The sequence below is a fragment of the Rhizobium sp. SRDI943 genome (genome assembly GCF_057653695.1).
In genome coordinates this window covers 2,323,074-2,346,831 of record NZ_CM172787.1, presented here as the reverse complement: position 1 = coordinate 2,346,831, position 23,758 = coordinate 2,323,074, and the positions used below count along the sequence as shown (strand labels likewise).

At 60.8% G+C, this 23,758-nt stretch carries 27 protein-coding genes; 12 read left to right on the top strand and 15 right to left on the bottom strand.

From position 1 onward, the window contains the following. Window positions 1-160: 160 nt before the first annotated feature. Entirely contained in the window at window positions 161-844 is a 684-nt protein-coding gene (locus tag AC245Y_RS12125) for a DNA alkylation repair protein (protein WP_017994333.1), read from the bottom strand. Beyond that, complete coding sequence (locus tag AC245Y_RS12120) at window positions 841-1,710, bottom strand: NAD(P)-dependent oxidoreductase (protein WP_017994332.1); 870 nt, start codon at window positions 1,708-1,710, stop codon at window positions 841-843. Before AC245Y_RS12120 ends, AC245Y_RS12125 begins: the two co-directional genes overlap by 4 nt. A 161-nt stretch (window positions 1,711-1,871) precedes the next feature. Between AC245Y_RS12120 and AC245Y_RS12115 the strand changes: the two genes are divergently transcribed. From AC245Y_RS12115 to AC245Y_RS12070, 10 genes are all read left to right on the top strand, one after another. Next, a complete protein-coding gene (locus AC245Y_RS12115) occupies window positions 1,872-2,240 on the top strand; it encodes a hypothetical protein (RefSeq protein ID WP_003540380.1) in 369 nt (122 codons plus the stop codon). A 178-nt stretch (window positions 2,241-2,418) separates the two neighbouring features. Continuing rightward, window positions 2,419-3,384, top strand: a complete 966-nt coding sequence (locus AC245Y_RS12110; protein WP_017994331.1) for an aliphatic sulfonate ABC transporter substrate-binding protein — start codon at window positions 2,419-2,421, stop codon at window positions 3,382-3,384. Window positions 3,385-3,744: 360 nt separating this feature from the next. Further along, a complete protein-coding gene (gene ssuD / locus AC245Y_RS12105; RefSeq protein ID WP_017994330.1) occupies window positions 3,745-4,932 on the top strand; it encodes an FMNH2-dependent alkanesulfonate monooxygenase in 1,188 nt (395 codons plus the stop codon). Window positions 4,933-5,018: 86 nt separating this feature from the next. Beyond that, window positions 5,019-5,855, top strand: a complete 837-nt coding sequence (locus tag AC245Y_RS12100; protein ID WP_017994329.1) for an ABC transporter permease subunit — start codon at window positions 5,019-5,021, stop codon at window positions 5,853-5,855. Window positions 5,856-5,865: 10 nt separating this feature from the next. Then, complete coding sequence (locus AC245Y_RS12095) at window positions 5,866-6,693, top strand: ATP-binding cassette domain-containing protein (protein WP_017994328.1); 828 nt, start codon at window positions 5,866-5,868, stop codon at window positions 6,691-6,693. Between the two features lie 242 nt (window positions 6,694-6,935). Further along, window positions 6,936-7,259 carry an ArsR/SmtB family transcription factor gene (locus AC245Y_RS12090; protein WP_003540367.1) on the top strand — a complete coding sequence of 108 codons (324 nt, stop codon included), beginning with the start codon at window positions 6,936-6,938 and terminating at the stop codon, window positions 7,257-7,259. Then, window positions 7,256-7,666, top strand: a complete 411-nt coding sequence (locus AC245Y_RS12085) for an SRPBCC family protein (protein ID WP_017994327.1) — start codon at window positions 7,256-7,258, stop codon at window positions 7,664-7,666. Before AC245Y_RS12090 ends, AC245Y_RS12085 begins: the two co-directional genes overlap by 4 nt. 57 nt (window positions 7,667-7,723) lie before the next feature. Further along, window positions 7,724-7,945, top strand: coding sequence for a hypothetical protein (locus AC245Y_RS12080; RefSeq protein WP_017994326.1), 222 nt, complete (start codon window positions 7,724-7,726; stop codon window positions 7,943-7,945). An 11-nt stretch (window positions 7,946-7,956) separates the two neighbouring features. Further along, window positions 7,957-8,427 carry a DUF1801 domain-containing protein gene (locus tag AC245Y_RS12075; protein ID WP_017994325.1) on the top strand — a complete coding sequence of 157 codons (471 nt, stop codon included), beginning with the start codon at window positions 7,957-7,959 and terminating at the stop codon, window positions 8,425-8,427. Between the two features lie 100 nt (window positions 8,428-8,527). Then, window positions 8,528-8,995, top strand: coding sequence for a DUF1801 domain-containing protein (locus tag AC245Y_RS12070; RefSeq protein ID WP_017994324.1), 468 nt, complete (start codon window positions 8,528-8,530; stop codon window positions 8,993-8,995). Window positions 8,996-9,050: 55 nt separating this feature from the next. Here the strand turns inward: AC245Y_RS12070 and AC245Y_RS12065 are convergent, their stop codons facing one another. The 4 genes from AC245Y_RS12065 to AC245Y_RS12050 form a co-directional block, all read right to left on the bottom strand. Continuing rightward, entirely contained in the window at window positions 9,051-9,527 is a 477-nt protein-coding gene (locus tag AC245Y_RS12065) for an SRPBCC family protein (RefSeq protein ID WP_017994323.1), read from the bottom strand. After that, on the bottom strand, window positions 9,524-9,865 hold the full coding sequence (locus AC245Y_RS12060; RefSeq protein ID WP_017994322.1) for an ArsR/SmtB family transcription factor: 342 nt from the start codon (window positions 9,863-9,865) through the stop codon (window positions 9,524-9,526). The genes AC245Y_RS12065 and AC245Y_RS12060 overlap by 4 nt, the downstream gene beginning before the upstream one ends. Continuing rightward, the gene (locus AC245Y_RS12055) at window positions 9,862-10,548 is read right to left on the bottom strand and encodes a glutathione S-transferase family protein (protein WP_017994321.1); all 687 of its coding nucleotides are present in this window, start codon (window positions 10,546-10,548) and stop codon (window positions 9,862-9,864) included. Before AC245Y_RS12055 ends, AC245Y_RS12060 begins: the two co-directional genes overlap by 4 nt. Window positions 10,549-10,676: 128 nt before the next feature. Next, complete coding sequence (locus tag AC245Y_RS12050; protein ID WP_032996393.1) at window positions 10,677-11,495, bottom strand: class I SAM-dependent DNA methyltransferase; 819 nt, start codon at window positions 11,493-11,495, stop codon at window positions 10,677-10,679. Between the two features lie 114 nt (window positions 11,496-11,609). On the opposite strand from AC245Y_RS12050, the gene AC245Y_RS12045 reads away from it, so the two are divergent. Then, window positions 11,610-12,335 carry a DUF2270 domain-containing protein gene (locus AC245Y_RS12045; RefSeq protein WP_026157381.1) on the top strand — a complete coding sequence of 242 codons (726 nt, stop codon included), beginning with the start codon at window positions 11,610-11,612 and terminating at the stop codon, window positions 12,333-12,335. A 60-nt stretch (window positions 12,336-12,395) separates the two neighbouring features. Here the strand turns inward: AC245Y_RS12045 and AC245Y_RS12040 are convergent, their stop codons facing one another. The 4 genes from AC245Y_RS12040 to AC245Y_RS12025 all read right to left on the bottom strand — a co-directional run bounded on the left by AC245Y_RS12040 (window position 12,396) and on the right by AC245Y_RS12025 (window position 15,405). Beyond that, on the bottom strand, window positions 12,396-12,662 hold the full coding sequence (locus AC245Y_RS12040) for an usg protein (protein WP_003540344.1): 267 nt from the start codon (window positions 12,660-12,662) through the stop codon (window positions 12,396-12,398). Between the two features lie 222 nt (window positions 12,663-12,884). Then, a complete protein-coding gene (locus tag AC245Y_RS12035) occupies window positions 12,885-13,715 on the bottom strand; it encodes an ABC transporter permease (protein WP_017994318.1) in 831 nt (276 codons plus the stop codon). Further along, window positions 13,712-14,518 carry an ABC transporter permease gene (locus tag AC245Y_RS12030; RefSeq protein ID WP_003540341.1) on the bottom strand — a complete coding sequence of 269 codons (807 nt, stop codon included), beginning with the start codon at window positions 14,516-14,518 and terminating at the stop codon, window positions 13,712-13,714. Before AC245Y_RS12030 ends, AC245Y_RS12035 begins: the two co-directional genes overlap by 4 nt. A 113-nt stretch (window positions 14,519-14,631) precedes the next feature. Then, window positions 14,632-15,405 (bottom strand): transporter substrate-binding domain-containing protein, encoded by a 774-nt coding sequence (locus AC245Y_RS12025; RefSeq protein ID WP_011652285.1) that lies wholly within the window; start codon window positions 15,403-15,405, stop codon window positions 14,632-14,634. Window positions 15,406-15,735: 330 nt separating this feature from the next. Between AC245Y_RS12025 and AC245Y_RS12020 the strand changes: the two genes are divergently transcribed. Then, on the top strand, window positions 15,736-17,928 hold the full coding sequence (locus AC245Y_RS12020; protein WP_017994317.1) for an OmpA family protein: 2,193 nt from the start codon (window positions 15,736-15,738) through the stop codon (window positions 17,926-17,928). Between the two features lie 192 nt (window positions 17,929-18,120). Here the strand turns inward: AC245Y_RS12020 and AC245Y_RS12015 are convergent, their stop codons facing one another. The 5 genes from AC245Y_RS12015 to rbsK all read right to left on the bottom strand — a co-directional run bounded on the left by AC245Y_RS12015 (window position 18,121) and on the right by rbsK (window position 23,754). Next, entirely contained in the window at window positions 18,121-19,209 is a 1,089-nt protein-coding gene (locus AC245Y_RS12015; protein ID WP_017994316.1) for an ABC transporter ATP-binding protein, read from the bottom strand. Between the two features lie 216 nt (window positions 19,210-19,425). Further along, on the bottom strand, window positions 19,426-20,880 hold the full coding sequence (locus AC245Y_RS12010; protein WP_003540328.1) for an extracellular solute-binding protein: 1,455 nt from the start codon (window positions 20,878-20,880) through the stop codon (window positions 19,426-19,428). Window positions 20,881-20,924: 44 nt separating this feature from the next. Beyond that, window positions 20,925-21,953, bottom strand: a complete 1,029-nt coding sequence (locus AC245Y_RS12005; protein WP_003540326.1) for a carbohydrate ABC transporter permease — start codon at window positions 21,951-21,953, stop codon at window positions 20,925-20,927. Then, the gene (locus AC245Y_RS12000; protein WP_017994315.1) at window positions 21,950-22,825 is read right to left on the bottom strand and encodes a carbohydrate ABC transporter permease; all 876 of its coding nucleotides are present in this window, start codon (window positions 22,823-22,825) and stop codon (window positions 21,950-21,952) included. The genes AC245Y_RS12005 and AC245Y_RS12000 overlap by 4 nt, the downstream gene beginning before the upstream one ends. Continuing rightward, window positions 22,822-23,754, bottom strand: a complete 933-nt coding sequence (gene rbsK, locus AC245Y_RS11995) for a ribokinase (RefSeq protein WP_017994314.1) — start codon at window positions 23,752-23,754, stop codon at window positions 22,822-22,824. Before rbsK ends, AC245Y_RS12000 begins: the two co-directional genes overlap by 4 nt. Window positions 23,755-23,758 lie beyond the last annotated feature (4 nt).

Sequence of the window (23,758 nt, the reverse complement as noted above, 5' to 3'; positions counted from 1 at the left end):
TCGGGTTGGCTGAAACGGGCCGGCTGATCGACCGGCCGGCTTGGCCGTAGAGCTTGGCTACGACGCGCGCCGGCCGGCCAACCATCCGACTCCGTTTGAGCCAACAGAATGCTTCAATCTAACCCGGAAAGGCTCTAGTTATTCGAGCCGGCATCCCGCCTCATCTCAACCGTGCCAACAGCTTTTCGTCGGCCAGTTCCCTGGCGGCATCCTTGCCGATCCAGTGGGCGGTTTTATCAGGGCTTTCCGCCAGGATCCTTGCGAGTGCCAGGGCCGGCGCATGGCAGGCGAGATTGCGCTTGCCGATACTGCGCAGGGCCCAATTCACGGCCTTGCGCACGAAGTTTCGCGGGTCGTCGGCATGGGCCTCGATCAGCGGCAACCAAGCGAGGATGGTCGCATCAGGTTCCTTCTTCAAGTGAACCGCGGCACCGGCAATCATGGCGAAGGCGGTGCGCCTGATAAATTCACGCTCGTCGGCGGCGAAGTCTGAGATGAGTTCATCCAGCCGGGCTTCAACGAAGAGATCGGCGGCGCAATCGACGATCTCCCAGGAGTTGAAATCAGCGGCCCAATTTCGGGCTTCTTCAGACGTCAACCGCTTCGGCTCGGCTGTGTAGAGGGCAAGCAGGCGGGCTTCGCGGATATCGCTTCGCCAGAGCTGCATTGCCCTGAGGTGATCCTTCTTCGCCAGTCTGGCGACCGCCCTGATATCGGGATTGGAGATACCGAGGGCGTGATCGGTAACGATGCCGAAGCGCGCCATGGCGGCGACATTCTCCTCCGAACGCAGGGTTTCGAGATGCGCGATCAGTTCGGCCGCATCGGAGGAGGGGTCGATCATTTTTCGAGGCGGGCAAGCAGCGAGGATGTGTCCCAGCGATTGCCGCCCATTGCCTGCACGTCGCCGTAGAACTGGTCGACGACGGCGGTGACCGGTAGCTTGGCGCCATTGCGGCGGGCTTCGGTGAGCACGATGCCGAGATCCTTGCGCATCCAGTCGACCGCAAAGCCGAAGTCATATTTGCCTGCGTTCATGGTCTTGTGGCGGTTTTCCATCTGCCAGGAACCGGCCGCACCCTTGGAAATCACCTCGACGACCTTTTCAATATCCAGGCCGGCGCGCTTGCCGAAATGCAGCGCTTCGGCAAGTCCCTGGACGAGGCCGGCGATGCAGATCTGGTTGACCATCTTGGTCAGCTGGCCCGAGCCTGCCGGCCCCATCAGGCCAACCATGCGGGCATAGGCGTCGATGACAGGCCTGGCGCGTTCGAAGACGGCCTCGTCGCCGCCGCACATGACGGTCAGGACACCGTTTTCGGCGCCGGCCTGGCCGCCGGAGACGGGAGCGTCGATGAAATCGACACCTTTTTCCTTTGCCGCGGCATAAAGTTCGCGGGCGACTTCAGCGCTGGCTGTGGTGTTGTCGATCAGCACCGAACCGGGCTTCATGCCGTGTAAAGCGCCGTTCTCGCCTAATGTCACCGAGCGGAGATCTTCGTCATTGCCGACGCAGACGAAGACGAAATCGGCCCCAGTGGCGGCCTCGGCCGGGGTGGGGGCGGCGTGGCCTGAAAATTTCGCGGCCCAGGCGGCGGCTTTTGCCGGCGTGCGGTTATAGACGGTGACATCGTGGCCGCCTTTCGTCTTCAGATGTCCCGCCATAGGGAAACCCATGACGCCGAGACCGATGAACGCGACTTTTGCCATATGTCCTATCCTTTTCCTCAAGTGCAGGCCGAGGATTAACCGAAACGGCGGGAGCAGAAAAGCCCGTGAATACGGACTTCCTTCCGATTGACGCATATGAGGCTGGCTACCGTTCGGCCGAGCCCTAGATTGGAGGGAAGGCATTATGTTCCGGGGGTGACATGAGCGAAATTCCGACGATCAAGCCGCGGCGCAAAGGCCGTAGCGGAATGCAGGCGATGCTTATTCCATCGCAGCAGATGGTCGTAGAGCAGATTCGATCGGCACCGGAAGGTGTCCTCACCGAAGTCGGCACTCTCCGCCGCCGCCTCGCCGCTCAATACGGGGCGGACGCCTGTTGTCCGGTGACCGTGCAGCGGCATTTGCGTGCGATCGCCGAGTTGTCATTCGGCGCGCTGGAGAAGGGCGAGCCGGTTTCGACGGTTACGCCCTATTGGCGCATGGTCGATCCCGCAAGCCTGCTTGCGAAGCGTCTTGCCGGCGGCCCCACCTTCATCCGTGAGCGCCTGGCCGCCGAAGGTCGGGAGTGAGGGACGCGTGAAAAAAATTCCGCTTGAGGTCGATTTCCGGGCCGCAAAATTTCAGCAAAGGCCAAATGTTGCAAATAAAATTGTCGATCTAAAATATAGATTTCATCATCATGACATTCATCACTGACAGGTCGACCAGCCGAAAACTGGCTTGGCATCATCAAAAAGGGGAAAAGTCATGATTTCACGTCGACAAACGCTCGGGCTTTTCGGAGCTGCTGTGGCCGCGGCAATCCTGCCGGCTGTCCGGCCGGCACGCGCTGCCGCCAGCGAATTCCGCATCGGCTGGCAGAAGAATGGCGTGCTGGCGCTCGCCAAGCGGCGCGGCGCGCTTGAGAAGCGGCTTGCCGATCGCGGCATTACCGTCAGCTGGTCGGAGTTCACCTCCGGTCCACCGCTTCTCGAAGCGCTGGGCGCCGGCGCTCTCGATTTCGGTGCGACCGGCGATGTGCCGCCGCTCTTTGCCCAGGCGGCCGGCGGGCAGCTCTATTATGTCGGTCTCTACAAGGGCAGCCCGGCAGCCTCGGCCATTCTCGTGCGCAAGGATTCGCCCATCAAGACGCTTGAAGACCTCAAGGGCAAAAAGGTTGCCTTCAAGCGCGGCTCCAGCGCGCATAACGTAACCGTCAAGGTTCTGCGCCAGGCGGGCTTGAAGCCCGAAGATGTCGAGCAGCTCGACCTTTCGCCGCCGGATGCCGCCGCCGCGTTCAAGAATGGCAGCATCGACGCCTGGTCGATCTGGGACCCCTATCTGGCGATTGCCGAAGCCGATCCGGAGACACGTATCCTGACGACCGCCGAAGGCATCGTCGACTCCTACAGTTTCTTCCTCGCCAATCGCGATTTCACCGATGCCAATGGGCAGGTGGTCGTCGACGTGATCGATGAGCTTGCCAAGGTCGGCACGTCGGCCCAGAGCAATCTCGACGAGACGGTGAAGGAACTTTCCGAGATCACCGGCGTGCCGGTTGACGTGACGCGCGTGACCTTGACGCGAAAGGGCGCCGATCTCGGCAGCGTCTCGACCATCACCGATGCCGCCGCCGCCTATCAGCAGGCGCTCGCCGACGAGTTCCACGGGCTCGGCATCCTGCCGAAGAAGCTTACGACCGGCGATATCGTCTGGCGTCCCAAGGCAAGCTGATTTTCCGGCCGAGCCAAGATTTCCGCGAGGCGGCATGGAGAGGGCCTCCATGCCGCTGAACCGGAAAAATATTCTCCAAAACGGATTAGAATAGCAAATTGATATTGTCGATCTAATTGATAGTCTATGTCACTATCCTCGCGATCGAGCGGACACCGAAAGGCATCTGCCTGCTGCCATCCGATCGACAGGGATATTTCAGATGCTCGCGCATAGACAGACAGCCGGCCTTCTTGCCGCCCCGCCCACTACGATCCTCCCAAGCATCTGTGCGGCGGCGGCGCTACGCAAGGCAGACAGAGAGCTATCTCGACCACGCGAGTTGATTTTCGAATTCCGCAGCTAAAGGACCGTCTTCCAATGACCACCTCCCATACAGGCACATCCGAGCCCATCAATTTCCTCTGGTTCATCCCGACATCGGGCGACGGCACCTATCTCGGCTCCTCTGATCTCAACCGCGCGCCCGAGATCGGCTATCTCACGCAGATCGCTCAGGCCGTCGACCGGCTCGGCTATTCCGGCGTGCTGCTGCCGACCGGGGTTGCCTGCGAAGAATCCTTCGTGACGGCGGCAGCCCTTGCCGCCAAAACCGAGAAGCTGCAGTTCCTGGTGGCGATCCGTCCCGGCACCGCATCGCCTGCCTATTACGCGCGTCTTGCGACGACGCTCGACCGCATCTCCAACGGCCGCCTGCTGCTCAACATCGTCGTCGGCGGTAGCCCGGCGGAGCTAGCCGGCGATGGCATCCATCTCGAGCATGACGAGCGCTATGCCCATGCCGAAGAGTTCTTCACCATCTTCGAGGAACTGCTGGAAAAGGGAACGGCAAGCTTCGACGGCAAATACATCAAGGCGACCAATGCGCGCCTCGGCTTTCCCTCGGTGCAGAACCCGCGCCCGCCGCTCTATTTCGGCGGCTCGTCGGATGCCGGCATCGATTTCTCCGTCGGCCGTGTCGACAAGTACCTGACCTGGGGCGAGCCGCCGGCACAGGTTGCCGAGAAGGTCACCAAGGTGCGCAAGGCTGCCGGCGAACGCGGCCGCGAGGTGAGCTTCGGCATTCGTCTGCACTTCATCGTGCGCGAAACCGATGATGAAGCATGGGAGGCGGCCGAGCGACTGATCCGCCATCTCGACGACGATACGATCCGCGAGGCGCAGGAGCGCTTCGTTCATGAGTCCGACTCGGTCGGCCAGAAGCGCATGGCCGCCCTTCACGGCGGCCGGCGCGACAGGCTCGAAGTCTCGCCGAACCTCTGGGCCGGCGTCGGCCTGGTGCGCGCCGGTGCGGGCACGGCGCTTGTGGGATCGCCGAAGACGGTGGCCGCGCGCCTTCGCGAGTATCAGGAGATCGGCATCGATACGGTGATCGGCTCCGGCTATCCGCATCTCGAAGAGGCCTATCGCGTCGCCGAACTGCTTTTCCCCGAACTCGGCATCACCCGCGAGCAGCAGCGCCTGGGCTTCAACAACGAGTTCGGCCGCAAGCAGGTCTTCGCAGGCGGCAGCCATGGCGGCAATCTGAAAGTCGTCTCCGGCTCCTGAACTCGAACGAAGACGCAGAGCGTGGCACCGCCGCAAGTCGCTTAGGGCTTGCGGCATCCTGCTCCCGATAAGCGCGAGGACAATGCATGTCGACTTTCGATACTCCATTCGTACGGTCGGTCGCTTCCGAAAAAGCCGGGAAGGTGGGTTCGCGCCTGCCGCTGCCCGGCCTGGAGAAGCTGACCCCCTATCTGGTGCCGATGGCGATCGTGGCGTTGTGGCAGCTTGCCTCCTCGGCCGGCTGGATCTCATCGCGCATCATGCCGTCGCCGGCCGATGTCGGCCTCGCCTTCTGGTCGACGACGGTTTCCGGCCAGTTGCCGAACGACGTGCTGGTGAGCGCCGGCCGCGCCTTTGCCGGCCTTCTCGTCGGCGGTTCGATCGGCTTCCTGCTTGGTATCGCCAATGGCGTGTCGCGCATCTCCGAACAGCTGACCGATACGACGCTGCAGATGCTGCGCACCATTCCGCATCTGGCGATGATCCCGCTTGTCATCCTGTGGTTCGGGATCGGCGAGGAATCGAAGCTGTTTCTGACCTCGCTCGGCGTGCTCTTCCCGGTTTATCTCAACACCTATCACGGGGTGCGCAATGTCGATCGCGATCTGATCGAGATGGGCAAGGTCTATGGCATGGGCAACTGGACGCTTTTTCGCAAGGTGATCTTTCCAGGTGCGTTGCCGTCGATCTTCGTCGGCCTCAGATATGCGCTCGGTATCATGTGGCTGACGCTGATCGTATCGGAATCGATTGCTGCATCGTCTGGCATCGGCCACATGGCCAACAATGCCCGCGAATTCATGATGACTGACGTCGTCGTGCTCGCCCTCGTCATTTATGCCGTGCTCGGCAAGCTTGCCGATGTCATCGCCCGGGTGCTGGAGAGGCGGCTGCTCGCCTGGAACCCGGTCTATCAGAAATAGGAGAAACGCCATGACATCGATCGCACATGAGCGTTTTCACGCCGTCGCCAAAGAGCCAGCCTATACGCGCGAAAACGCGCCGGCAGTGAGCCGCAGTGCGCCCGCGGCGATCAGCTTGACCGGACTTGAAAAGAGTTTTGGGGGCAACCGTGTGCTGCGCGGCATCAACCTGCATATTCCGGCCGGCCAATTCGTCGCCGTGATCGGCAAGAGCGGCTGCGGCAAGAGCACGCTGCTGCGCATCCTGATGGGCCTCGACGAACCGAGCGCCGGCGAGCTGCATTTCGAAGATGCCGACGGCGCGCAGGCGAGCCCGAATGCGCGCATTGTCTTTCAGGAGCCGCGGCTGCTGCCCTGGCTCAGCGTCGCTGACAATGTCGTCGTCGGGCTTGGAGACGGCATCGACAGCCGGGCTGCGGCCAAGGCGGCTGAAGCCGTGCTTGCCGAAGTCCAGCTTGGCGAAAAGACCGGGGAATGGCCGGCGCGGCTTTCCGGTGGGCAGCGGCAGCGCGTGGCGCTGGCGCGGGCGCTGGTCAGCCGGCCAGGCGTGCTGGCGCTCGACGAACCGCTCGGCGCACTCGATGCGCTGACGCGGATCAGCATGCAGGAACTCATCAACCGTGTCTGGCGCGAACTCGGCTTCACCGCCGTGCTCGTCACCCATGATGTCAGCGAGGCGGTGCATCTCGCCGATCGGGTCATCGTGCTCGATGAGGGGCGGATCGCACTCGATCTTCCCATTCCCTATCCGCGTCCGCGCCGCCACGGCCATCCTGGTCTCGCCGAGCTGGAAGGCCGGCTGCTGGCCGCGATTCTCGGCACCGACGGCGGCCATTGATCCCAGGCTATTCGCGACGCTGCATGACCTTGGCATAGGCGAGGCGTGTCGGCGCGAGCATGCATGTCCAATGGCGAAAATGTATAGCCGCTTGGGTATGTGAAATTCACTTGCCTCTGCCAGCGCGCTGCCACGCGCACTAGATGCAGCAATATTTTCTCGAGTTGTTTTACGTCCAGCTTGACTCACTCATACCTCCATGGCTATACGTAAATCCATAGCCAACGGGGTATGGATTGTAGATGTCGGACACCCAGGACGTGCTCTTCAGAACGCTCGCCGATCCGACCCGGAGGGCTCTTTTCGAACGACTGTGCCGCGAAGGAGAGAAGACGGTCGGGGCTCTGACGGCTCGGGCCGGGGTCTCGCAACCGGTCGTCTCGAAACATCTCGGAATCCTGAAGCAGGCCGGATTGGTGCGCGACCGTCACGAAGGTCGCCAGACCCACTATAGCGCCCAGCTCGGTGCGCTGGCGCCGCTGGTCGACTGGACAAGTGAGATGGCGGGCTTTTGGCAAAATCGGTTCGACCAGCTGGAAGATCTATTGAAAAGGATGGACCAATGACCGAAATTTCAAACGAAACCCGTTCCGTCATCGTCGAACGCGAGATCCCTTTTCCGCCGGAAAAGATCTGGCGCGCGCTCACCCAACCGCATCTGATTGCGGACTGGCTAATGAAGAACGACTTCGTGCCGGTGGTGGATCACCGTTTCAAGCTGAGCGCGGATTGGGGCTCCGTCGACTGCCAGGTCCTGGAAGTCGAGCCGAACAAAACCCTGTCTTACACCTGGGCTGCCTATGATCTCGAAAGTGTCGTCACCTGGACTCTCACGCCCACGGGCGCGGGCACGCAGCTGCGCATGGAGCAGTCGGGCTTCCGGCCGGATCAGCGGCAGGCTTACGGGGGCGCCAAAAGCGGTTGGCAGCAGTTCTTCGCAAAGCTGGAGCAGGTGCTGACGCGGATAGAGTGAGGTCGCGGCCAAACGGATCACGCCATCCGCTTCGGCTCGTTTTCGCAGGAGGTTCCCTTGAATTGGAATAACTGGCTTCGGCAAATCCACCGCTGGCTGTCCATTGCCTTTACGCTGGCCGTCATAATTAATATCATCGCGATGGTGCAGGAGAAATCGTCGGTCTGGGTGGGCCTCATGGCGCTGATGCCGCTGACCTTGCTGCTGCTCACCGGTCTCTACTTGTTCGCGCTGCCATATGCCACCAAGTGGCGTGGCGCGGGACGCAGCGGAGGGTAGGAGTGAAGGCAATGTCCGGGAAGACATCCAAGACCGCGGCAAAGGTCACGAAGAAGACAGCCGCCAAGCCTGATACCGCGGAGCCGGTCCTTCTCTCGGGCGGCAACCCTCAGATCGCCAAGGGTTACGGCGACGCTCCCGTGCAAGCCTACATCGCCGCCATGCCCGGCTGGAAGAGCGACGCCGGGCATCGCCTCGATGCGCTCATCACCCGCACGGTGCCCGGGGTATATAAGGCCGTGAAATGGAACTCGCCGCTCTACGGCATCGAAGGGCAGGGCTGGTTCCTCGGTGTGCATTGCTTCGCGAAATATATCAAGGTTGCTTTCTTCCGCGGCACGTCGCTCACCCCCATCCCGCCCGGCGAGTCCAAACAAAAGGAAGTGCGTTACTTCCACATTCATGAGGAAGACCAACTCGACGAGGCTCGGCTCGCCGCCTGGGTGGAACAGGCCAGCCAATTGCCCGGCGAACGAATGTGAGCGGACGCGAGGATTGAAAGAGTCAGAGCGCCTTTGTGCGTCCGATAGAACGCACGGCGCTCCAGGCTATCAGCACTTAAGGGATGGAGCGGAGATATCGATGAAGAAAGCCACGGCAACCGCGAAAAAGAGCGGCTCCAGCGAAGAGAAGGACGGAGACTCTCCTTCTCGTTTGATCGATGCGAGAATCGAGGAGTTGAGCGATTGGCGCGGCGAGATGCTCGCTCGAGTCCGAACTCTCATCAGGCAGGCCGAGCCCGACGTGGTCGAGGAATGGAAGTGGAGAGGCGTTCCGGTGTGGGAGCACGCCGGGATCATCTGCACCGGCGAGACTTATAAGAGCGTTGTGAAACTGACCTTCGCCAAGGGCGCCTCGCTGGAGGACCCTTCAGGCCTCTTCAATTCCAGCCTTGACGGCAATACCAGGCGCGCCATCGATTTCCACGAAGGCGACGAGATCGACGAGCAGGCGTTGAAGGCGCTCATTCGCGGTGCAGTCGCACTCAACACTTCAAAGTGGGCCGCCGCTCGTCCTGCCGGCTCGCGGAAGAAACCAAGCAGCGCTTGAGGCTTGGCAACATCGCCTGAAACGCGTCGCATCGAACTTGATTTGGCGACATGTATCAGTGGATCGGGCTTTCCTCGCGTTCGAGGAAGAGTTCCAGATTGTCGAGGCCGATCTCGGTGCCCTGGAGGCGGGCGCCGTTATCGGCGTAGCCGTCGAGGAAGACCACCTGTTCGGTGAAGACCATTTTCGTGCCGCCGGGTGCGGCTTCGAAGGCAACGGTTGTGAGAGACGCGGAGATGCGGCTTTCCCCAAGCTTCATCTCATAGGCATAGATGATGCGGGCATCGGGCACGATATCGATATAATGGGCGTCATAGGCGTGCAGGAGGCCTTCAGTATCGGCGACGTAGTTCCTTTCCGTGCCGCCGGGGCGGAAATCGAGCCCGTAGTCCAGCGGCACCCACTCGCCATGGCATGCGAACCATTGCCGTTTGGATTCCGGTGTTGACCAGGCGCGGAAAGCGCGAGAAATCGGCGCCTTGAGGTGGCGTTCGATGACGAGAGTGGCGTGTTCGGCGGATCGTGTCGTCATTTGGGAAGGATCTCTGTTTCATTGGCGAGAAAGTGGTCCAGCCTGTCGAAGGTGGTCGTCCATTGGATCTTCCGCTGTTCCACCCAGCGCTCGACGGCGGCAAACGCGTCCTGCTGCAGGCGGTAGGTTCGCACCCGGCCTGATTTTTCGGAGAGAACGAGACCGCTCTCCTCCAGCACCTGCAGATGTTTCATCACCGTCGGCAGGGCAACCGCGAGCGGCGCGGCCAGCTCGGTGACGGAGGCCGGGCCGCGGCCGAGGCGATCGATCATGCCGCGGCGGCTGCGATCGGAAAGCGCATGGAACATACGGTCGAGATTCGCCTGGCTTTCGATCATCCCGCCGCATCCCGGAAGCGGGCAGGCAGCCTCTCTTTGTAGGGGTAGAACTTGAAGAAGGGGCGGGCCTCTTCCAGCGCCCTTGCAAAGGACGGGCGCGCCAGCAGCCGATCGTAGTAGCCGCGAAGGTTCGGGTGTTCCGATGAAAACGGAACCAGCGTTTCGGCATAGAAAAGGGCGGGGGCGGCGGCGCAATCGGCCATGGTGAAGCCGTCGCCTGATATCCATTGCTTGTCGGCGAGCTGCTTTTCGATCATCGCATAGGCGGTGGCGAGTGTCGCCTTGGCGGCGGCCACCTCGATCTCGTCCGCCGTTTCGTCGGGGCGCCGGCGATTGCTGACGATGGTCTGCATCGGCGCCTGGACATAGTGGTCGAAAAAGCGGTCCCAGAGGCGAACTTGCAGCGCCCGGTCGATCTCCAGCGGCAGCAGGCGAACGGGGCCGGGATAATATTGCTCGAGATATTCGATGATGATCGATGTCTCGGGAATGGTGCTGTCGCGCGCCTCGTCCCGCAACAGCGGCATCTTGCCGATCGGCCAGAAGCGAAAGAGATCGGCGCGCGAGCTTTCGTCGGAAAGATCGACGATGCGATTCTCGAAGGGAGTGCCGTTTTCATAAAGCGCGATCAGCACTTTGTGGCAGAAAGAGGCGAGCGGATGCCCATAGAGCACGAGCGACATGCGGCGACCTTTCCTATCGTTGCGGTAAACTTTACCGATCGACTAACTATCAGGTCGTGACACATTTCGCAACAGATACTTCGCCAACTGTGCAAGTATTCCGTCAGCCGATCTACCAGGTGTTGGCGTCAGCCATTATACCGTGCGATCACTAGATGGCCTGGTGTCGGCTGGCCGTTTTCCATGCGCACGTTGATATCCGATATCTCGAGGAGGTCGAAACCGGTGGCCGTCAGGCGTTCTCTGACATAGGCGTCGGCATGAGCGAAACGCTGGTGCGGGCCGACTATGTAGGCGCGGCCGGCGAGTATTTCCTCGGGCAGGGTTTCCGAGGAGAAGATGAACAGGCCGCCCGGCGTCAGGTTCTCGGCGGCGCCGAAGAACAGCGGTTCGAGTGCGCCGAGATAGGGCAGCACATCGGTGGCGGCGATGATGTCGAAGGCTTCCTCGTCGTTGTCGTCGAGGAAATCCTCGACCTCGGCGACGAAGAGCGTCTCGTAGAGATCCTTCTCATGGGCGATCTCGACCATCTTCTCCGATATATCGATGCCGGTCATATCAGCGCAGAGGTCGCGCAGCGCGCCGCCGGTGAGGCCCGTGCCGCAGCCGAGATCGAGCAGCCGCTTGAACGGTCCGAGCTTCAGCGCCTGCAGGCGCTGGCGCACCAGCATCGGCACGTGATAGCCGAGTTGCTCGACGAGCACGTCCTCGAAAACTTCAGCATGCTGATCGAACAAGGTCTCGACATAGGCGTCGGGCGCCTTGACCGGCGTTTCGCCGCGGCCCATCGCGGCAATGCGCACGGCCGCACCGCCGTGATCGTCGGGATCGAGTGCCAGGACTTCCTCATAGGCTGCAACGGCGGCGTCGACATCGCCGGCCTTTTCCAGCGCCAGCGCGCGGTTATAGGCCTCGCCAAGGGCTTCTTCGTCGATCTTCTTTGCCATCGTAGTCCATCGTCCTTTTGTTTCAGGCATGCGTCTAAGGCGGCTTTCGATGTTTTGCAATGGCGCGATTGCGGGCGCAGAATGGCCGAAAAGAAGACCAAGGGAGGAAAGGCCATGAAAACGGAGCCAGAGACGACATCATCGGCGAGGGAAGGAGAGGCCGGCCGGGCATTACTGCTACCTACGACACCAAACGAGGTCACCAACACGCTCAGCCATTATTACCGCGGTGAACTCGGGCGGATGACGAGCTGGCGCGACCGCATCGACCGGACGTCCAACTGGGCGATCACCGTCGTCGCCGCACTCCTCTCGGTGTCGCTGTCGACGCCGACCTCGCATCACGGGGTGCTGCTGTTCGGGATGATGCTGGTGACGCTGCTTCTGATGATCGAGGCGCGGCGCTACCGCTTCTTCGATATCTATCGCGCCCGCATTCGCCAGATCGAGCGCTGCTATTTCGCGCAAATCCTGGCGCCTGACGCCAATGCCGGCAGCGAATGGGCGGTGGTGGTCGCCAGCAGCCTGCGCAGGCCGCGCTTCCTGCTCAGCTATCAAGAGGCGATGCACCGCCGGCTCAAACGCAATTACGGCTGGATGTATTTCATTCTGTTGCTCGCCTGGTGCCTGAAGATCTCGACGCCAAAACTGCAGACGGAGGGCATGCCGGCGCTGCAGGCGCAGTCATGGGCCTATGTCATCGACAATGCCGTGCTCGGGCCGGTTCCCGGCCTTGCGGTCATTGCAATCGTCATCGCCTTCTATGTCGGCATGCTCGGTTTCGCGCTTCGCCCGGATCGCGACGAAGGCGAATTCGGCCATGGCGAGGCGCATGTCTGACGCGGTCAGAACATATCGCCCGAGCCGTTCACACTTTTCGGCATCATGCTGCGGAGCCGATCAGTGCAGGATGAACTCGCCCTTCAGTGCTCGCCACTCGGTTGCCGAGATCAGCTTGCGGTGGATGTAGCGCACCGAATGCAGTGGCCCGTCCAGCTTCTCTTCCCAGAATTTCAGGAAGCCGCGCATTTCGGGAAAGTCGGGGGCGAGGTCGTAATCCTGCCAGACATAGGTCTGTAGGATCACCGGGTGGTCCGGCAGGCGGTAGAGGATCTGGGCGGTCGTCAGACCATAGCCCTTCAGTTGTTTTTCCATGTCCTTGTGCATCGTATTCCGCTTCTTCTTGTTCCCACTCGCGCGCTTATTAGCGCTACATGATATGGAAGCATGCGAGTGGTTAACGGAAGCTTTACAGATACTTCGTAAAAGGACAATTTATTTTTAATATCAATGGTTTGGCAGCATCGTCCTGAGAGTGCTGCCAAACTGGCTTTTGTTTGATGAATGCCGTTAATCCCAAAGCCGCGACACAGTTTTGGGCGTCGCGCATCAGCGCTTGAGGTGCCGGGTCAGGCGGCGCTCGAACCAGGCCCAGAGATGGCGCAAGGCCTCAACCATGGTGAGGTAGAAGATCGCCGCCCAGAGATAGGTCTGGTAGTCGAATGTGCGGGAGAAGGCGTAGCGGGTTTCGCCCATCAGGTCGAGCACGGTGATGATGGCAACGACCGCCGAGCCCTTGATCAGAAGGATGATCTCGTTGCCGTAAGGGCGAAGTGCGACGATGAAGGCCTGCGGCATGATGATCTTGCGGAAGGCGATGCTGTTATGGATGCCAAGTGCCGCGGCCGCCTCGCGCTGGCCGTGCGGCACGCTTTCGATCGCGCCGCGCAGGATTTCCGCCTGGTAGGCCGCGGTATTGATGGTCATGGCAAAAAGGCCGCAATACCAGGCTTCGCGGAAGAACCACCAGATGCCGACGGCCTCAAGCTGCGGCCGGAATACGCCGAGGCCGTAATAGACCAGGAACAGCTGGGCAAGCAGCGGCGTGCCGCGGAAGAAATAGATGTAGCCGTAGGCCAGCGCATTCAACACGCGATTGTTTGACATGCGCGCCATGGCAAGCGGCAACGACAGGATGGCGCCGCAGATAACGGAAATGAAAACGAGGCTCAGCGTTATCCAGAGACCATGGAGGTAACGTGGCCCGTAGCGAATGAATTTTTCCGGATCCCAGCCATTGATGACGGAAATGACAAGAAGGGCCGCGAGCACAGCCCAGATGGCGACGAGAATATAGCCGGCCATGCGCGCCGGCGTCATCGGCTTTATCACCTCGCGGGGTGCTGGCTGCGGCGGGATCAGCGTTTCGGCGTAGCTCATCGACGGACCTCCGAACGCTTTGCCCAACGCTCGACATAGACGAGCAGAAAGGAGGAGAGGATGGCAAGCACCAGATAGAGACAGCAGGCCACACCATAAAAGAAGAAGGGTTCCTTGGTCACGCGCACGGCAACACTTGTCTGGCGCAGGATATCGGCAAGGCTGATGATCGAGACGTAAGAGGTGTCCTTCAGGAGCACCATCCAGAGGTTCGTCAGGCCCGGCAGCGCGATGCGCACGAGTTGCGGCAGGATGATCAGGCGCAGCGTGCGGCCGCGATGCAGCCCAAGCGCGTCGCCCGCCTCATATTGTCCTTTGGGAATGGCGTGGAACGCCGAGAGCAGCACTTCCGAACAGTAGGCGGAGAAGACGACCGAAAGCGCGATGACGCCGGCGAGGAAGGCGTTGATCTCGATCGGCGGCCCGTCATAACCGACGAAGGTCAGCAGAGACTGGATCAGCATCTGCATGCCGTAATAGATGATGAAGAGCGTCAAAAGCTCCGGCAGGCCGCGGAAGATCGTCGTGTAGATGCCGGCAGCCAGCCGCAGCGGCTTTTCCTCCGACTGCTGGCCAAGCGCCACCAGGAAGCCGATGGCGAGGCCGATCGGCAGGGTGACGATCGCCACCGAAACGGTGACCTGCAGGCCAAGCGCAATCTCGTCGCCCCAGCCGGTATCGCCACAGGCAAGGATCGTCGACTGACCTAACCAGGTAAAGATGCCAACGGGCCCGCACAGCGGATCGAAAATGTGCACAATCCAGCTCCAGAAGGAGCCCAGCGCGGAAAATAATCCGCCCATGCGAGAATTCCCCTCACGGCTTTTGCCGTTTTAATCTTGCTATCTTTGTCAAACAAAAATGGCGGAAGAGCAAGCCTCCCGCCATTACCTTCACCGGCCAGATAACGAATTTCTTATTCGCCGTAAACGTCGAAGTCGAAGTACTTGTCCTGGATTTTCTTGTATTCACCGCTGGCACGGATCGCAGCGATCGCCGTGTTCAGCTTTTCCTTCAATGGGTCGCCCTTGCGGATGGCAATGCCTGCGCCGTTGCCGTTGATTTCCTTGTCGACCGGCAGGGTCGTCAGGATCTTGCAGCAGGCGCCGGCGTCGGACTTGACCCATTCGGAGAGAACGACGACGTCGTCGATGACGGCGTCGACACGGCCGCTGGCAACGTCGAGCTTGTATTCGTCAGCGGTAGGATAGAGCTTCAGCTCGGTGTCTGCGAGATGCTTCTCGGCATAGTTGGCGTGCGTCGTGGAGGTCTGCGCGCCGATCACCTTGCCCTTGAGGCCGGCGACGTCTGATATCGTCGAATCCTTCGGCACGGCAATGGCCGGCGGGGTGTTGTAGTACTTGTTCGAGAAATCGACGAGCTTCAGACGCTCCGGTGTGATCGACATGGAGGAGACGATCATGTCGAACTTCTTGGCGTTGAGCGCCGGGATGATGCCGTCCCAGTCGGTGCTGACGAAGGAGCATTCGGCCTTCATTTCAGCACAGAGCGCCTTGGTGATGTCGATGTCGAAGCCCTGGATCGTGCCGCTGGCATCGACGAATTCGAAGGGCGGATAGGTCGAATCGGTGCCGATCACATATTTCTCGCCATCGGCCATGGCCGAGCCGGCAAAGAGCGACATCGCCGCGATCGAGGCTGCCGCAAAAATACGGGTAGAATTAAGCATGAGGATCCTCTCTGTTGGTAGCCGTCGCTCCTTTTTCTGTTGGGCTGACGGCCGCAGTTCAACGGTGCTGAGACCGCCTTGCGGCGATAATCAGACTTTTTTTCAGGGAATTGCAACACAAATCCCATCGCAATTGTGCGGTGCAAATAGCAGGCGAGATGAACGCCGGCAGACTGCAACATTCACGCGAGGTTAATCCCCGACTTCCTAGAACCGGAACAAATCGGCGGCCTGGCGATTGCCATTCCGCCGTTTCGCCTCAATGCGAAGCTAGGGGCGGAACCAGGGCCTGACGGCCTCAAGAAGCTCAAACAGGATCGAGGAAACCCGATGGGCATGAAATCAAGATTGTTCGCGAGCGCGGCTTTTCCGTTGCTTTCTCTTTCTCTTTCGCTGGCGTTGCAGCCGGCAACGGCGATGGCGGCCGTGCGCGACGTCGCGACGCAGGCCTCGGCCGTGCGGCAGGCCGAGCAAGGCAGCTTCGAGGTGGCGCAGGATGCACCTTCCGAGGAGGAACTGCTGAAGAAGAAGCGCAAGCAGCAGGAGGAAGCCCCGGCCGAAAAGCCGGCGCAGCAGGAGGCGCCCGCGGAGAAGCCGAAGGCTGAGCGCAAGGCTCCGGCGCCCGAACCCAAGGCAGAGCCGGAACCGCCCAAGGCCGAAGCGGCGCCGAAAGAGGAGCCTGCTTCGCAGCCGGAAAGCAAGCCCGCGCGGAAAGCCAAATCGGAAGCCCAGCCTGAGGCAAAACCGGAGGCCGAGCAGCCGGTAACCCAGGAAAAGCCGAAAGAGCCGAAGAAGACGGAGGCGCAACAGGCCGAACCCGAACAGCAGCCGGCAGCAAAGGAAGCTCAGCCGGAAGCGGAGCAGGCACAGCCCGAAGCCAAGCCGGAAGGCGGCAAACGGGATAAAGGACAGGACAAGGCCCAGGGCCGGGATAAAGGCAAGGGCAAGGCTGAAAAAGAAGCTCAGCCTACCGCTCCCGAAGCCGTGAAGCCGACTGCGGAATCGGCCAAACCCGAAGCCACGCCTGAGGCAAAACCCGCCGCCGAGGCGCCGGCCGAGAAAAAGCCGGCAAAGGGCGAGACTGCAGCCCCCGCAGACAAGGCACCCACAGACAAGGCAACCGAAGGCAAGGCAACCGAAGGCAAGGCGACCGAGGACAAGGCGGCGGCACCGGAAGCCGCACCCGCCGAAAAGCCCAAGGATGGCACGGCAGCGAAGCCTGCCGGTGAACAGCCCGCCGGCGCACAGCCGACCGCGCCCGCAACTGACACTGCCCAGCCGCTGCCGGATGCCAGCGGCGGCCAGCAGGCGGAGCAGGCTATTCCGGCGCCGGAAAAGGCTTCGCCCGAGGAGCTGGAACGCCGCAAGAAGATCGCCGCAGATCCGGCCAAGAGCAGCGAGACCGTCGTGCTGCCGGTGGAGAACGGTGCGGCCGTGCTCGACAGCGACAAGGATGCCGACCGCAGCAAGGGCCGGGAAGGCCGCCGCGACCGCGACAGGCAGCGCGCCGACAGCCAGGAGGTGAAGGTGCCGACCTCGGATGCCGATGCACAGGCCGCCACCGGCGGCAAGGCGCCGGCGCCGGTCAAGCTCGAGGCTGTGACCCGCGAGAAGGGCAGGAAGCTCGATGAACGGCCACGATTCGTCCGTCCCGACGGCGCGCGCTTCGACGACCGTGGGAGCGACGACAGCCGTGTGATCATCCAGTACGATAACCGGACGATCGTGCGCGGCGACGACGACAGGCGCTTCCTGCGCGACGGCGAACGGCCGAGCTACGAAGAGCTCTCCGGCGACCGCTACCGCGAGACGATCACGCGGCCGGAAGGCTATCGCATCGTGACGATCCGCAACCGTTACGGGGACATCATCCAGCGGTCGCGCGTCGATGCCCGCGGACGCGAGAACGTGCTCTATTATTCGCAGGATCTCTATGACGATCCGGACCGCGACTATTTCGAGGATCCGGGCGCCGACCTGCCGCCGATGCGGCTGCGCGTGCCGCTCAGCGACTACATCATCGATACTCGCAGCGACCCGAACCGGGACTATTACGAGTTCCTGAGCGAGCCGCCGGTCGAGCCGGTCGAGCGCGTCTATTCGCTGGATGAGGTGAAGTATTCTGCTCGTATCCGCGACAAGGTGCGTCGCATCGACCTCGACACGATCACCTTCGCGACCGGCAGCGCCGATATCCCGATGACCCAGGCGCGCACCTTGCGCAAGGTCGCCGACGCAATCAGCCAGGTGCTCGAGAAGGATCCGAGCGAAACCTTCCTGATCGAGGGTCATACCGATGCTGTCGGCTCAGACCAGAGCAACCTGATCCTCTCCGACCAGCGGGCGGAATCGGTCGCCAACGTGCTCTCCGACGTCTACGGCATCGCGCCGGAGAACCTGGCGACACAGGGCTATGGTGAGAACTACCTGAAGGTCAACACGTCGGCCCCTGAGCAGGAAAACCGCCGCGTCACCATCCGCCGTGTCACGGCGCTGGTCCGCCCGGTCGCTGCCAACAAGTAATGATGTTGCCCCTCCCCATTTCCGGGGAGGGGCATTTCGGTCTTGCTTCTTCTTTCCAAGTTGCTTGAAGGGTGATTGAGACGTGCGGCTCACTCCCTCCTTTAGCGCCTATCGACGCCCCGTATCTTTGAATTCATACGGCGCAGATCGCGATGTCCTCTTGGTGGATTGCCGTATAGTTCCCGGTGCTTTTTAGCCCACCGTGTCTCCGGTGCTTTTAAGGAAAAAGTGCATCTTTTGAGTATCAATTGGAACGCTAATCCGGTCATCCGGGCCAACGCGCGATGACGCGTGGATCTGGGCAGTAAAGGCCGCTGACCCGACCTTGCCGATCGCCAGTGTGTATGGACCGAGGGGCTCGATATCGGCGACATGAAGGCTCACAGTCGAAACGTTGGAATCCCCAACCATAGTATGTTCCGGTCGGATTCCGAGAACCACTGACTGTCCCACTACCGCCGAAAGCCGCTCGGCTCTTTGTGTAGGAACCGGAATGTCGACCCCACCCTCGGCTTGGAAGGCAATTCCACCGGCGTTTTGCACAAGTTGCCCCTCGATGAAGTTCATGCTTGGCGAGCCGATGAAAGCAGCAACAAAGAGATTCTTGGGAGATTCATAAAGGGTGATCGGATCAGCGGCCTGTTCGATCCGCCCTTGATTCATAACCACGACCCGATCTGCCATCGTCATCGCCTCTACCTGATCATGTGTAACGTACACGATCGTGGTTTTGAGCCTGCGGTGTAACAGCTTGATTTCGGTTCGCATTTCAATGCGCAATTTAGCGTCGAGGTTGGACAATGGTTCGTCGAACAGGAACACATCCGGCTGGCGAACGATCGCCCGGCCAATCGCCACGCGTTGGCGTTGGCCACCTGAGAGCGCGTTCGGCTTGCGTGTCAAATAGGCACCGAGATTGAGAATGCGCGCCGCATTTGCAACGGCGGCATCGATGTCCTGCTTCGGCGTTCCGCGCACCTTCATGCCGTAGCCGATGTTTTCGGCAACTGTCATATGCGGATAGAGCGCGTAATTCTGAAACACCATCGAGCAATTGCGCAGACCCGGGCGCAGCGCAGTAACGTCCCGCTCGCCGATACGGATTTCCCCTGATGTCGTCTGTTCCAGCCCCGCGATCATCCGCAGGGTGGTTGTCTTCCCGCAGCCGGAAGGCCCGACAAGAACCACGAATTCCTTGTCGGCAATTGCCAAATCGAGCGGAGGAATGACCTCAACGCTACCAAAGGATTTGGTGACCTGATCCAAACGCACCTGGGACATGCTGTAACCTTTTCATGAGAATTCCAGCGCCTGGCCCAGCGCATAGGCCCGAAAATCGGAATCGATTTTCGGAAAGCACGATGCGAGGATTGAAAGAGTTAGAGCGTCCTTCGTCCGAAAGGACGCACGGCACTCTAAGCGGCGATGGTTTGCTTCTTCTTTCCACGATGTCTGATCTCATCCCGGCACCGCCGGGATGAGATGTTGAGGATGGGCTTACTTCGCAGGCAGGCCCATCGACGAACGATAGGCTGCCAGTTGCTTGTCGCGGCCGAACTCGTCCGTCAGCTTGTTCCATCCGGCAGCCACGGTATCCAGCGCCTGCTGCGGCGTCACTTCTCCAGCCAATGCCTTGGAAAGCTCGATTTCGAGAATTTCCGTATAGGAGAAATAGCCCGGCAGGCGCATGTCGAGCGCCGTGTTCTTGGCGGTCACCGCGTCCTTCTGGCTTCCAAGATATTCCTTGGCCTCACGCTCGGAAAAGATCTTCGACCACAACGCCGTATTTGTCGTGTGCGAAAGACGGTAAGGATTGACGCCTGTGCCGCCGGTGATGGCCGCCTGGCCGGAAACCGCCGGGCTCGTCAGGAACTGGATATAGTTCCAAGCGGCCTCCTGGTTCTTGGAGGACGACGGAACAGCCGCCTGCCAACCGCCGAAGGCCATGAAGGAAGTCTGGACGACCTCGGGCTGCTTGTCCCACTTTTTGGTCTTGTAGTTCCAGATCTCGTCGGATCCCGGCAGGGATGCCGAGCCGACGCTACCAGCAACCTTCGACTGCTTCGGGTCGGCGGCGATGACGCCGGTATCGCCCCAACCGATCGATTCCGCGACCTGGCCACCGGCAAAGGCCGCGTTCACTTCGCCGAACGAGAAGTTCAGCGCATTTGGCGGCGCCAGTTTCGAAGCGCGAATATATTCCTCCAGGCCGCGTACCCAGCCCGGATTGTTGACCTGTGCATCCATCGTATCCGGATCGAAGAACATGCCGCCGGGATTGTCGGGATGGCTGGTGTATCCCGCCACGTGACTGAACAGGAACCAGAATTGCTGGCCACCACGGCGGAAGGCTTCCGCCGTGCCCCAGAGGCCCTTGTCCGGCTGCTGGAAGAATTCGGCGATGTCGAGATACTGCTTCCATGTCTTCGGCGGGGCCAGATCGTAGCCATACTTCGCCTTGAAGGCGCTCTGGTTTTCCGCGTTTTCAAACAGATCAATGCGGTAGGTATAAGTATGGGCATCACCGTCCATGGTCTGCGACAGGACCTTGCCGTTCCAGACCATCAGTTGCTCGCGGTAAACCGGCGCGATGTCGTCCCAGTCGGCACCTGATTGCATCGCCTTGGGCATTTCCGAGAGAAAATCTGTGAAGTCCGGTGCCCAGGCCGGCGCAAAGGCGACCACGTCGAACGTGTCTTCGCCGGAGGTCAACGAGGTTACGATTTTCGGATAGAGTTCCGACCACGGAAATTCGACGACATTCACCTTGCCGCAGGTCTTTTCTTCCCAGCCCTTGGCCGCGAGTTGCAGCGCAGAGGCGATATAGGGGCCTGTCTGCGTCGTGGCGGTGAGCGTGACACCGGTGTAGTCCGGTTCGCACGCGAGCGCGGATGTGACGCCCGCCGCCGCAAGTAGTCCTGCGGCCGTTGAACTCAATAGCAATCTTCTCATGTTTTCCTCCCCGGAATTGAACAATGACTAGGCTTGTCGAACGGTCACTTTATTGCTCCTAAAAGCAGGCCAGACCGCATCAGCCTGCTCAAAATGCCCGCCATGACGACCATGGGTATGATCGCGACCAGAGCGGCTGCCGATATCGACCACCACTCGTCGCCGCGCTGGCTGTTTTGCCCTGCGACGAGAATGGGAAGGGTCTGCCATTTGGAACTGGTCAGGAAGAGTGCGAACAGGAACTCGTTCCAGACGAAGGCGAGCGTGATCATGAATGTCGCGATCAGGCCCGGCTTGGACATGGGCAGGACGATACCGAAGAAAATTCTCCACGATGGCACATTGTCGACCATCGCCGCCTCTTCGACTTCAACCGGTAGTGCCGCAAAGAAATCGCGCATCAGCCAGATCACGATCGGCAGCGAGAAGGCGACATAGGCGAAGGTGAGGCCTGTATAGGTGTCCACCAGCTTGAACCCCAACTTGCCCATTTCCGTGTACATCAGGAACAAGGCAAAGGCGGCGACGATCGGCGGAAACATGCGCTGGCTGACAAACCAGAAGACGATATCATCATTGCCGAGGAGCGGCCCCGGAAGCCTGATACGGCTGGAGCCGATGGCGAGCGCAAGCGCGGCGACAAAGGCGTAGATCAGCGAAATAGCCTGTCCGTAGCCCAGAACATGACGGCCAAGCAGATATCCGCCGAAGGCAACAACGACGAAAATCACCCCGGATAGCAGCTTGACCTCGAAGGTGAAGCGCACCAGCGCATAGGCTGCCATCGATCCGATGAAGGTGGCCAGCACCGACGCGGAAAGCCCGATGATCGTCGAGGCGATGAAGGTGTTGTAGAACTGGCCGCGCGCGCCCGACAGAAGCTCGCTCCAGGCTGTCAGCGTCGGGTCGAAGTCGACAAATGGAATATAGGTCGGCCCGCCGACGACGCCGAGCGGCGACTTGAACGACGTGATCGCCACCCAGTAAAGCGGAAAGAAGGTGAAGGCCAGCCAGAGCAGGCAGCCTGCGAGTGCCCACCAGCGGCCGGATCCTTTGAGGTCACGCACGCTCATTTGTGCTTCTCCAGATAGGGCTTCAGGATGGCGAGATAGACGAGCCCGATCACGGTAATGACGATCATGAACAGGAAGGAGAGGGCGGAGGTGTAGCCGAGGTTGAACTTCTTGAAGCCCTCCTGATACGCGAACAAGGTGAGCGTTTCGGTCGAAATGCCGGGTCCTCCGCCTGTCATGACGAACACCGTGTCGATGATCTTGTAGCTCTCGATGAGGCGGATGAAGACCACAGCCACCGAAATCGGCAGCATCATCGGGAAAGTGATCCCCCAGAACTGCTGCCAGGGGCTGGCATTTTCAAGCGCGGCAGCCTCGTAGACGTCCTCCGGCAGGGTTTGCAGCCGGGCAAGAAGCATCAGGATGACGAAGGGTGTCCACTGCCACACTTCGACGGAAATGATGGCGCCGATGGCCCATCTGGTCTGCGTCAGAAACGGCAGGTTGGGAAAACCGAAGACGGTCATCAGCTCATTGAGCGGGCCCATCGTGGGATTGAGGATCTGGCGGGCAATCAGTGCAACGGCAACGGGCGCCACCAGCATCGGCACCAGGAAGCTGACCCGGAACAAACCTTCGCCGGGCACCCGACGGCTGAGCGCCAGCGCCACGGAGAAACCGATGACATATTGCAGCGTCACCGCGATAAAAGCGATGATCGTCGTCGTCCAGGTGACACTCCAGAAGCGCGGATTTTGAAGCAGTTCCGTATAGTTGCCGAAGCCGACGAAACGCGCGGGGATCGGTGGCACGAGCCGCAGGCTCATGAAGCTGGTGGTCAGCGAGTAGATCAGCGGGAAGATCGAGATCACCAGCACGATCAGCAACGCCGGCCAGATGAAGAAGTGTTTGATCGGGTCGTTGCGGGTCACGCTGCGCCTCCTTTCTGGAGAAGCGCTTGGATTTCCTCGATCGTCGGCATTGCGGGCGCGGTACCCCGCCGCGTCACCGCAATACCGGCGGTTGCGCAGCCGAAACGTACGGCCTCGACCGGACTAGCGCCCCGCGAGAGCGCTGCCGAGAAGCCACCGACAAATGCGTCGCCGGCGCCGGTGGTATCGATGACTGCTCCCGACGAGACCGCCGGAACATGAACCGATTGCCCGGCCGTATGATAGAGCACACCGCGACCACCCAGGGTGATCAGCGCGGCTTTCACGCCCTTGGCGAGAAAGGCGTCGCCAGCCCGTCTGGCGTCGTCGAGCGTGTCGAGCGGAAAACCGACGATGGCCGCTGCTTCGGTTTCGTTCGGCACGATATAGTCGCAGAGCGGATAGATCGTGTCTGGAAACGGCTCGGCCGGCGCAGGATTGAAAACAGTGGTGACGCCGGCCGCATGGGCGATTTCGAGGGCGCGCTGCGCCGCTTCGGCCGGTTGTTCGAGCTGGGTCACGAAAACAGCCGATTGCTCGATGGTTTCGCGTGCCGCCTCAACATCATCAACGCCGATGGTGCCTGCGGCACCTGGATAGACGATAATCGCATTGTCGCCGTTACCATCATTGACGTAGATGAAGGCAGCGCCGGTCGGCATATCGTCCATCTGTACAACCTTCGGCGTCACGCCTGCTTCCGCATAGGTCTTCAGCGCCATATCGCCGAAGGTGTCGCGGCCGATCTTCGAGATGAAGGAGACTGTTCCACCGGCGCGGGCAGCAGCGACAGCCTGGTTGGATCCCTTGCCGCCCGGGCCTACTGCAAAACCGGTCCCGGTGATGGTCTCGCCAACGTTTGGCATGCGCTTGGCCAGATAGGCCGTGTCGGCGACGAAAATCCCGAGGATCGAAACACCCACCTTCATTATC

Excerpts from the sequence above, each read along its gene's own strand:
- AC245Y_RS12125 (WP_017994333.1), bottom strand. The coding sequence starts at position 844 with ATGATCGACCCCTCCTCCGATGCGGCCGAACTGATCGCGCATCTCGAA.
- AC245Y_RS12120 (WP_017994332.1), bottom strand. The coding sequence starts at position 1,710 with ATGGCAAAAGTCGCGTTCATCGGTCTCGGCGTCATGGGTTTCCCTATG.
- AC245Y_RS12115 (WP_003540380.1), top strand. The coding sequence starts at position 1,872 with ATGAGCGAAATTCCGACGATCAAGCCGCGGCGCAAAGGCCGTAGCGGA.
- AC245Y_RS12110 (WP_017994331.1), top strand. The coding sequence starts at position 2,419 with ATGATTTCACGTCGACAAACGCTCGGGCTTTTCGGAGCTGCTGTGGCC.
- ssuD (WP_017994330.1), top strand. The coding sequence starts at position 3,745 with ATGACCACCTCCCATACAGGCACATCCGAGCCCATCAATTTCCTCTGG.
- AC245Y_RS12100 (WP_017994329.1), top strand. The coding sequence starts at position 5,019 with ATGTCGACTTTCGATACTCCATTCGTACGGTCGGTCGCTTCCGAAAAA.
- AC245Y_RS12095 (WP_017994328.1), top strand. The coding sequence starts at position 5,866 with ATGACATCGATCGCACATGAGCGTTTTCACGCCGTCGCCAAAGAGCCA.
- AC245Y_RS12090 (WP_003540367.1), top strand. The coding sequence starts at position 6,936 with ATGTCGGACACCCAGGACGTGCTCTTCAGAACGCTCGCCGATCCGACC.
- AC245Y_RS12085 (WP_017994327.1), top strand. The coding sequence starts at position 7,256 with ATGACCGAAATTTCAAACGAAACCCGTTCCGTCATCGTCGAACGCGAG.
- AC245Y_RS12075 (WP_017994325.1), top strand. The coding sequence starts at position 7,957 with ATGTCCGGGAAGACATCCAAGACCGCGGCAAAGGTCACGAAGAAGACA.
- AC245Y_RS12070 (WP_017994324.1), top strand. The coding sequence starts at position 8,528 with ATGAAGAAAGCCACGGCAACCGCGAAAAAGAGCGGCTCCAGCGAAGAG.
- AC245Y_RS12065 (WP_017994323.1), bottom strand. The coding sequence starts at position 9,527 with ATGACGACACGATCCGCCGAACACGCCACTCTCGTCATCGAACGCCAC.
- AC245Y_RS12060 (WP_017994322.1), bottom strand. The coding sequence starts at position 9,865 with ATGATCGAAAGCCAGGCGAATCTCGACCGTATGTTCCATGCGCTTTCC.
- AC245Y_RS12055 (WP_017994321.1), bottom strand. The coding sequence starts at position 10,548 with ATGTCGCTCGTGCTCTATGGGCATCCGCTCGCCTCTTTCTGCCACAAA.
- AC245Y_RS12050 (WP_032996393.1), bottom strand. The coding sequence starts at position 11,495 with ATGGCAAAGAAGATCGACGAAGAAGCCCTTGGCGAGGCCTATAACCGC.
- AC245Y_RS12045 (WP_026157381.1), top strand. The coding sequence starts at position 11,610 with ATGAAAACGGAGCCAGAGACGACATCATCGGCGAGGGAAGGAGAGGCC.
- AC245Y_RS12040 (WP_003540344.1), bottom strand. The coding sequence starts at position 12,662 with ATGCACAAGGACATGGAAAAACAACTGAAGGGCTATGGTCTGACGACC.
- AC245Y_RS12035 (WP_017994318.1), bottom strand. The coding sequence starts at position 13,715 with ATGAGCTACGCCGAAACGCTGATCCCGCCGCAGCCAGCACCCCGCGAG.
- AC245Y_RS12030 (WP_003540341.1), bottom strand. The coding sequence starts at position 14,518 with ATGGGCGGATTATTTTCCGCGCTGGGCTCCTTCTGGAGCTGGATTGTG.
- AC245Y_RS12025 (WP_011652285.1), bottom strand. The coding sequence starts at position 15,405 with ATGCTTAATTCTACCCGTATTTTTGCGGCAGCCTCGATCGCGGCGATG.
- AC245Y_RS12020 (WP_017994317.1), top strand. The coding sequence starts at position 15,736 with ATGGGCATGAAATCAAGATTGTTCGCGAGCGCGGCTTTTCCGTTGCTT.
- AC245Y_RS12015 (WP_017994316.1), bottom strand. The coding sequence starts at position 19,209 with ATGTCCCAGGTGCGTTTGGATCAGGTCACCAAATCCTTTGGTAGCGTT.
- AC245Y_RS12010 (WP_003540328.1), bottom strand. The coding sequence starts at position 20,880 with ATGAGAAGATTGCTATTGAGTTCAACGGCCGCAGGACTACTTGCGGCG.
- AC245Y_RS12005 (WP_003540326.1), bottom strand. The coding sequence starts at position 21,953 with ATGAGCGTGCGTGACCTCAAAGGATCCGGCCGCTGGTGGGCACTCGCA.
- rbsK (WP_017994314.1), bottom strand. The coding sequence starts at position 23,754 with ATGAAGGTGGGTGTTTCGATCCTCGGGATTTTCGTCGCCGACACGGCC.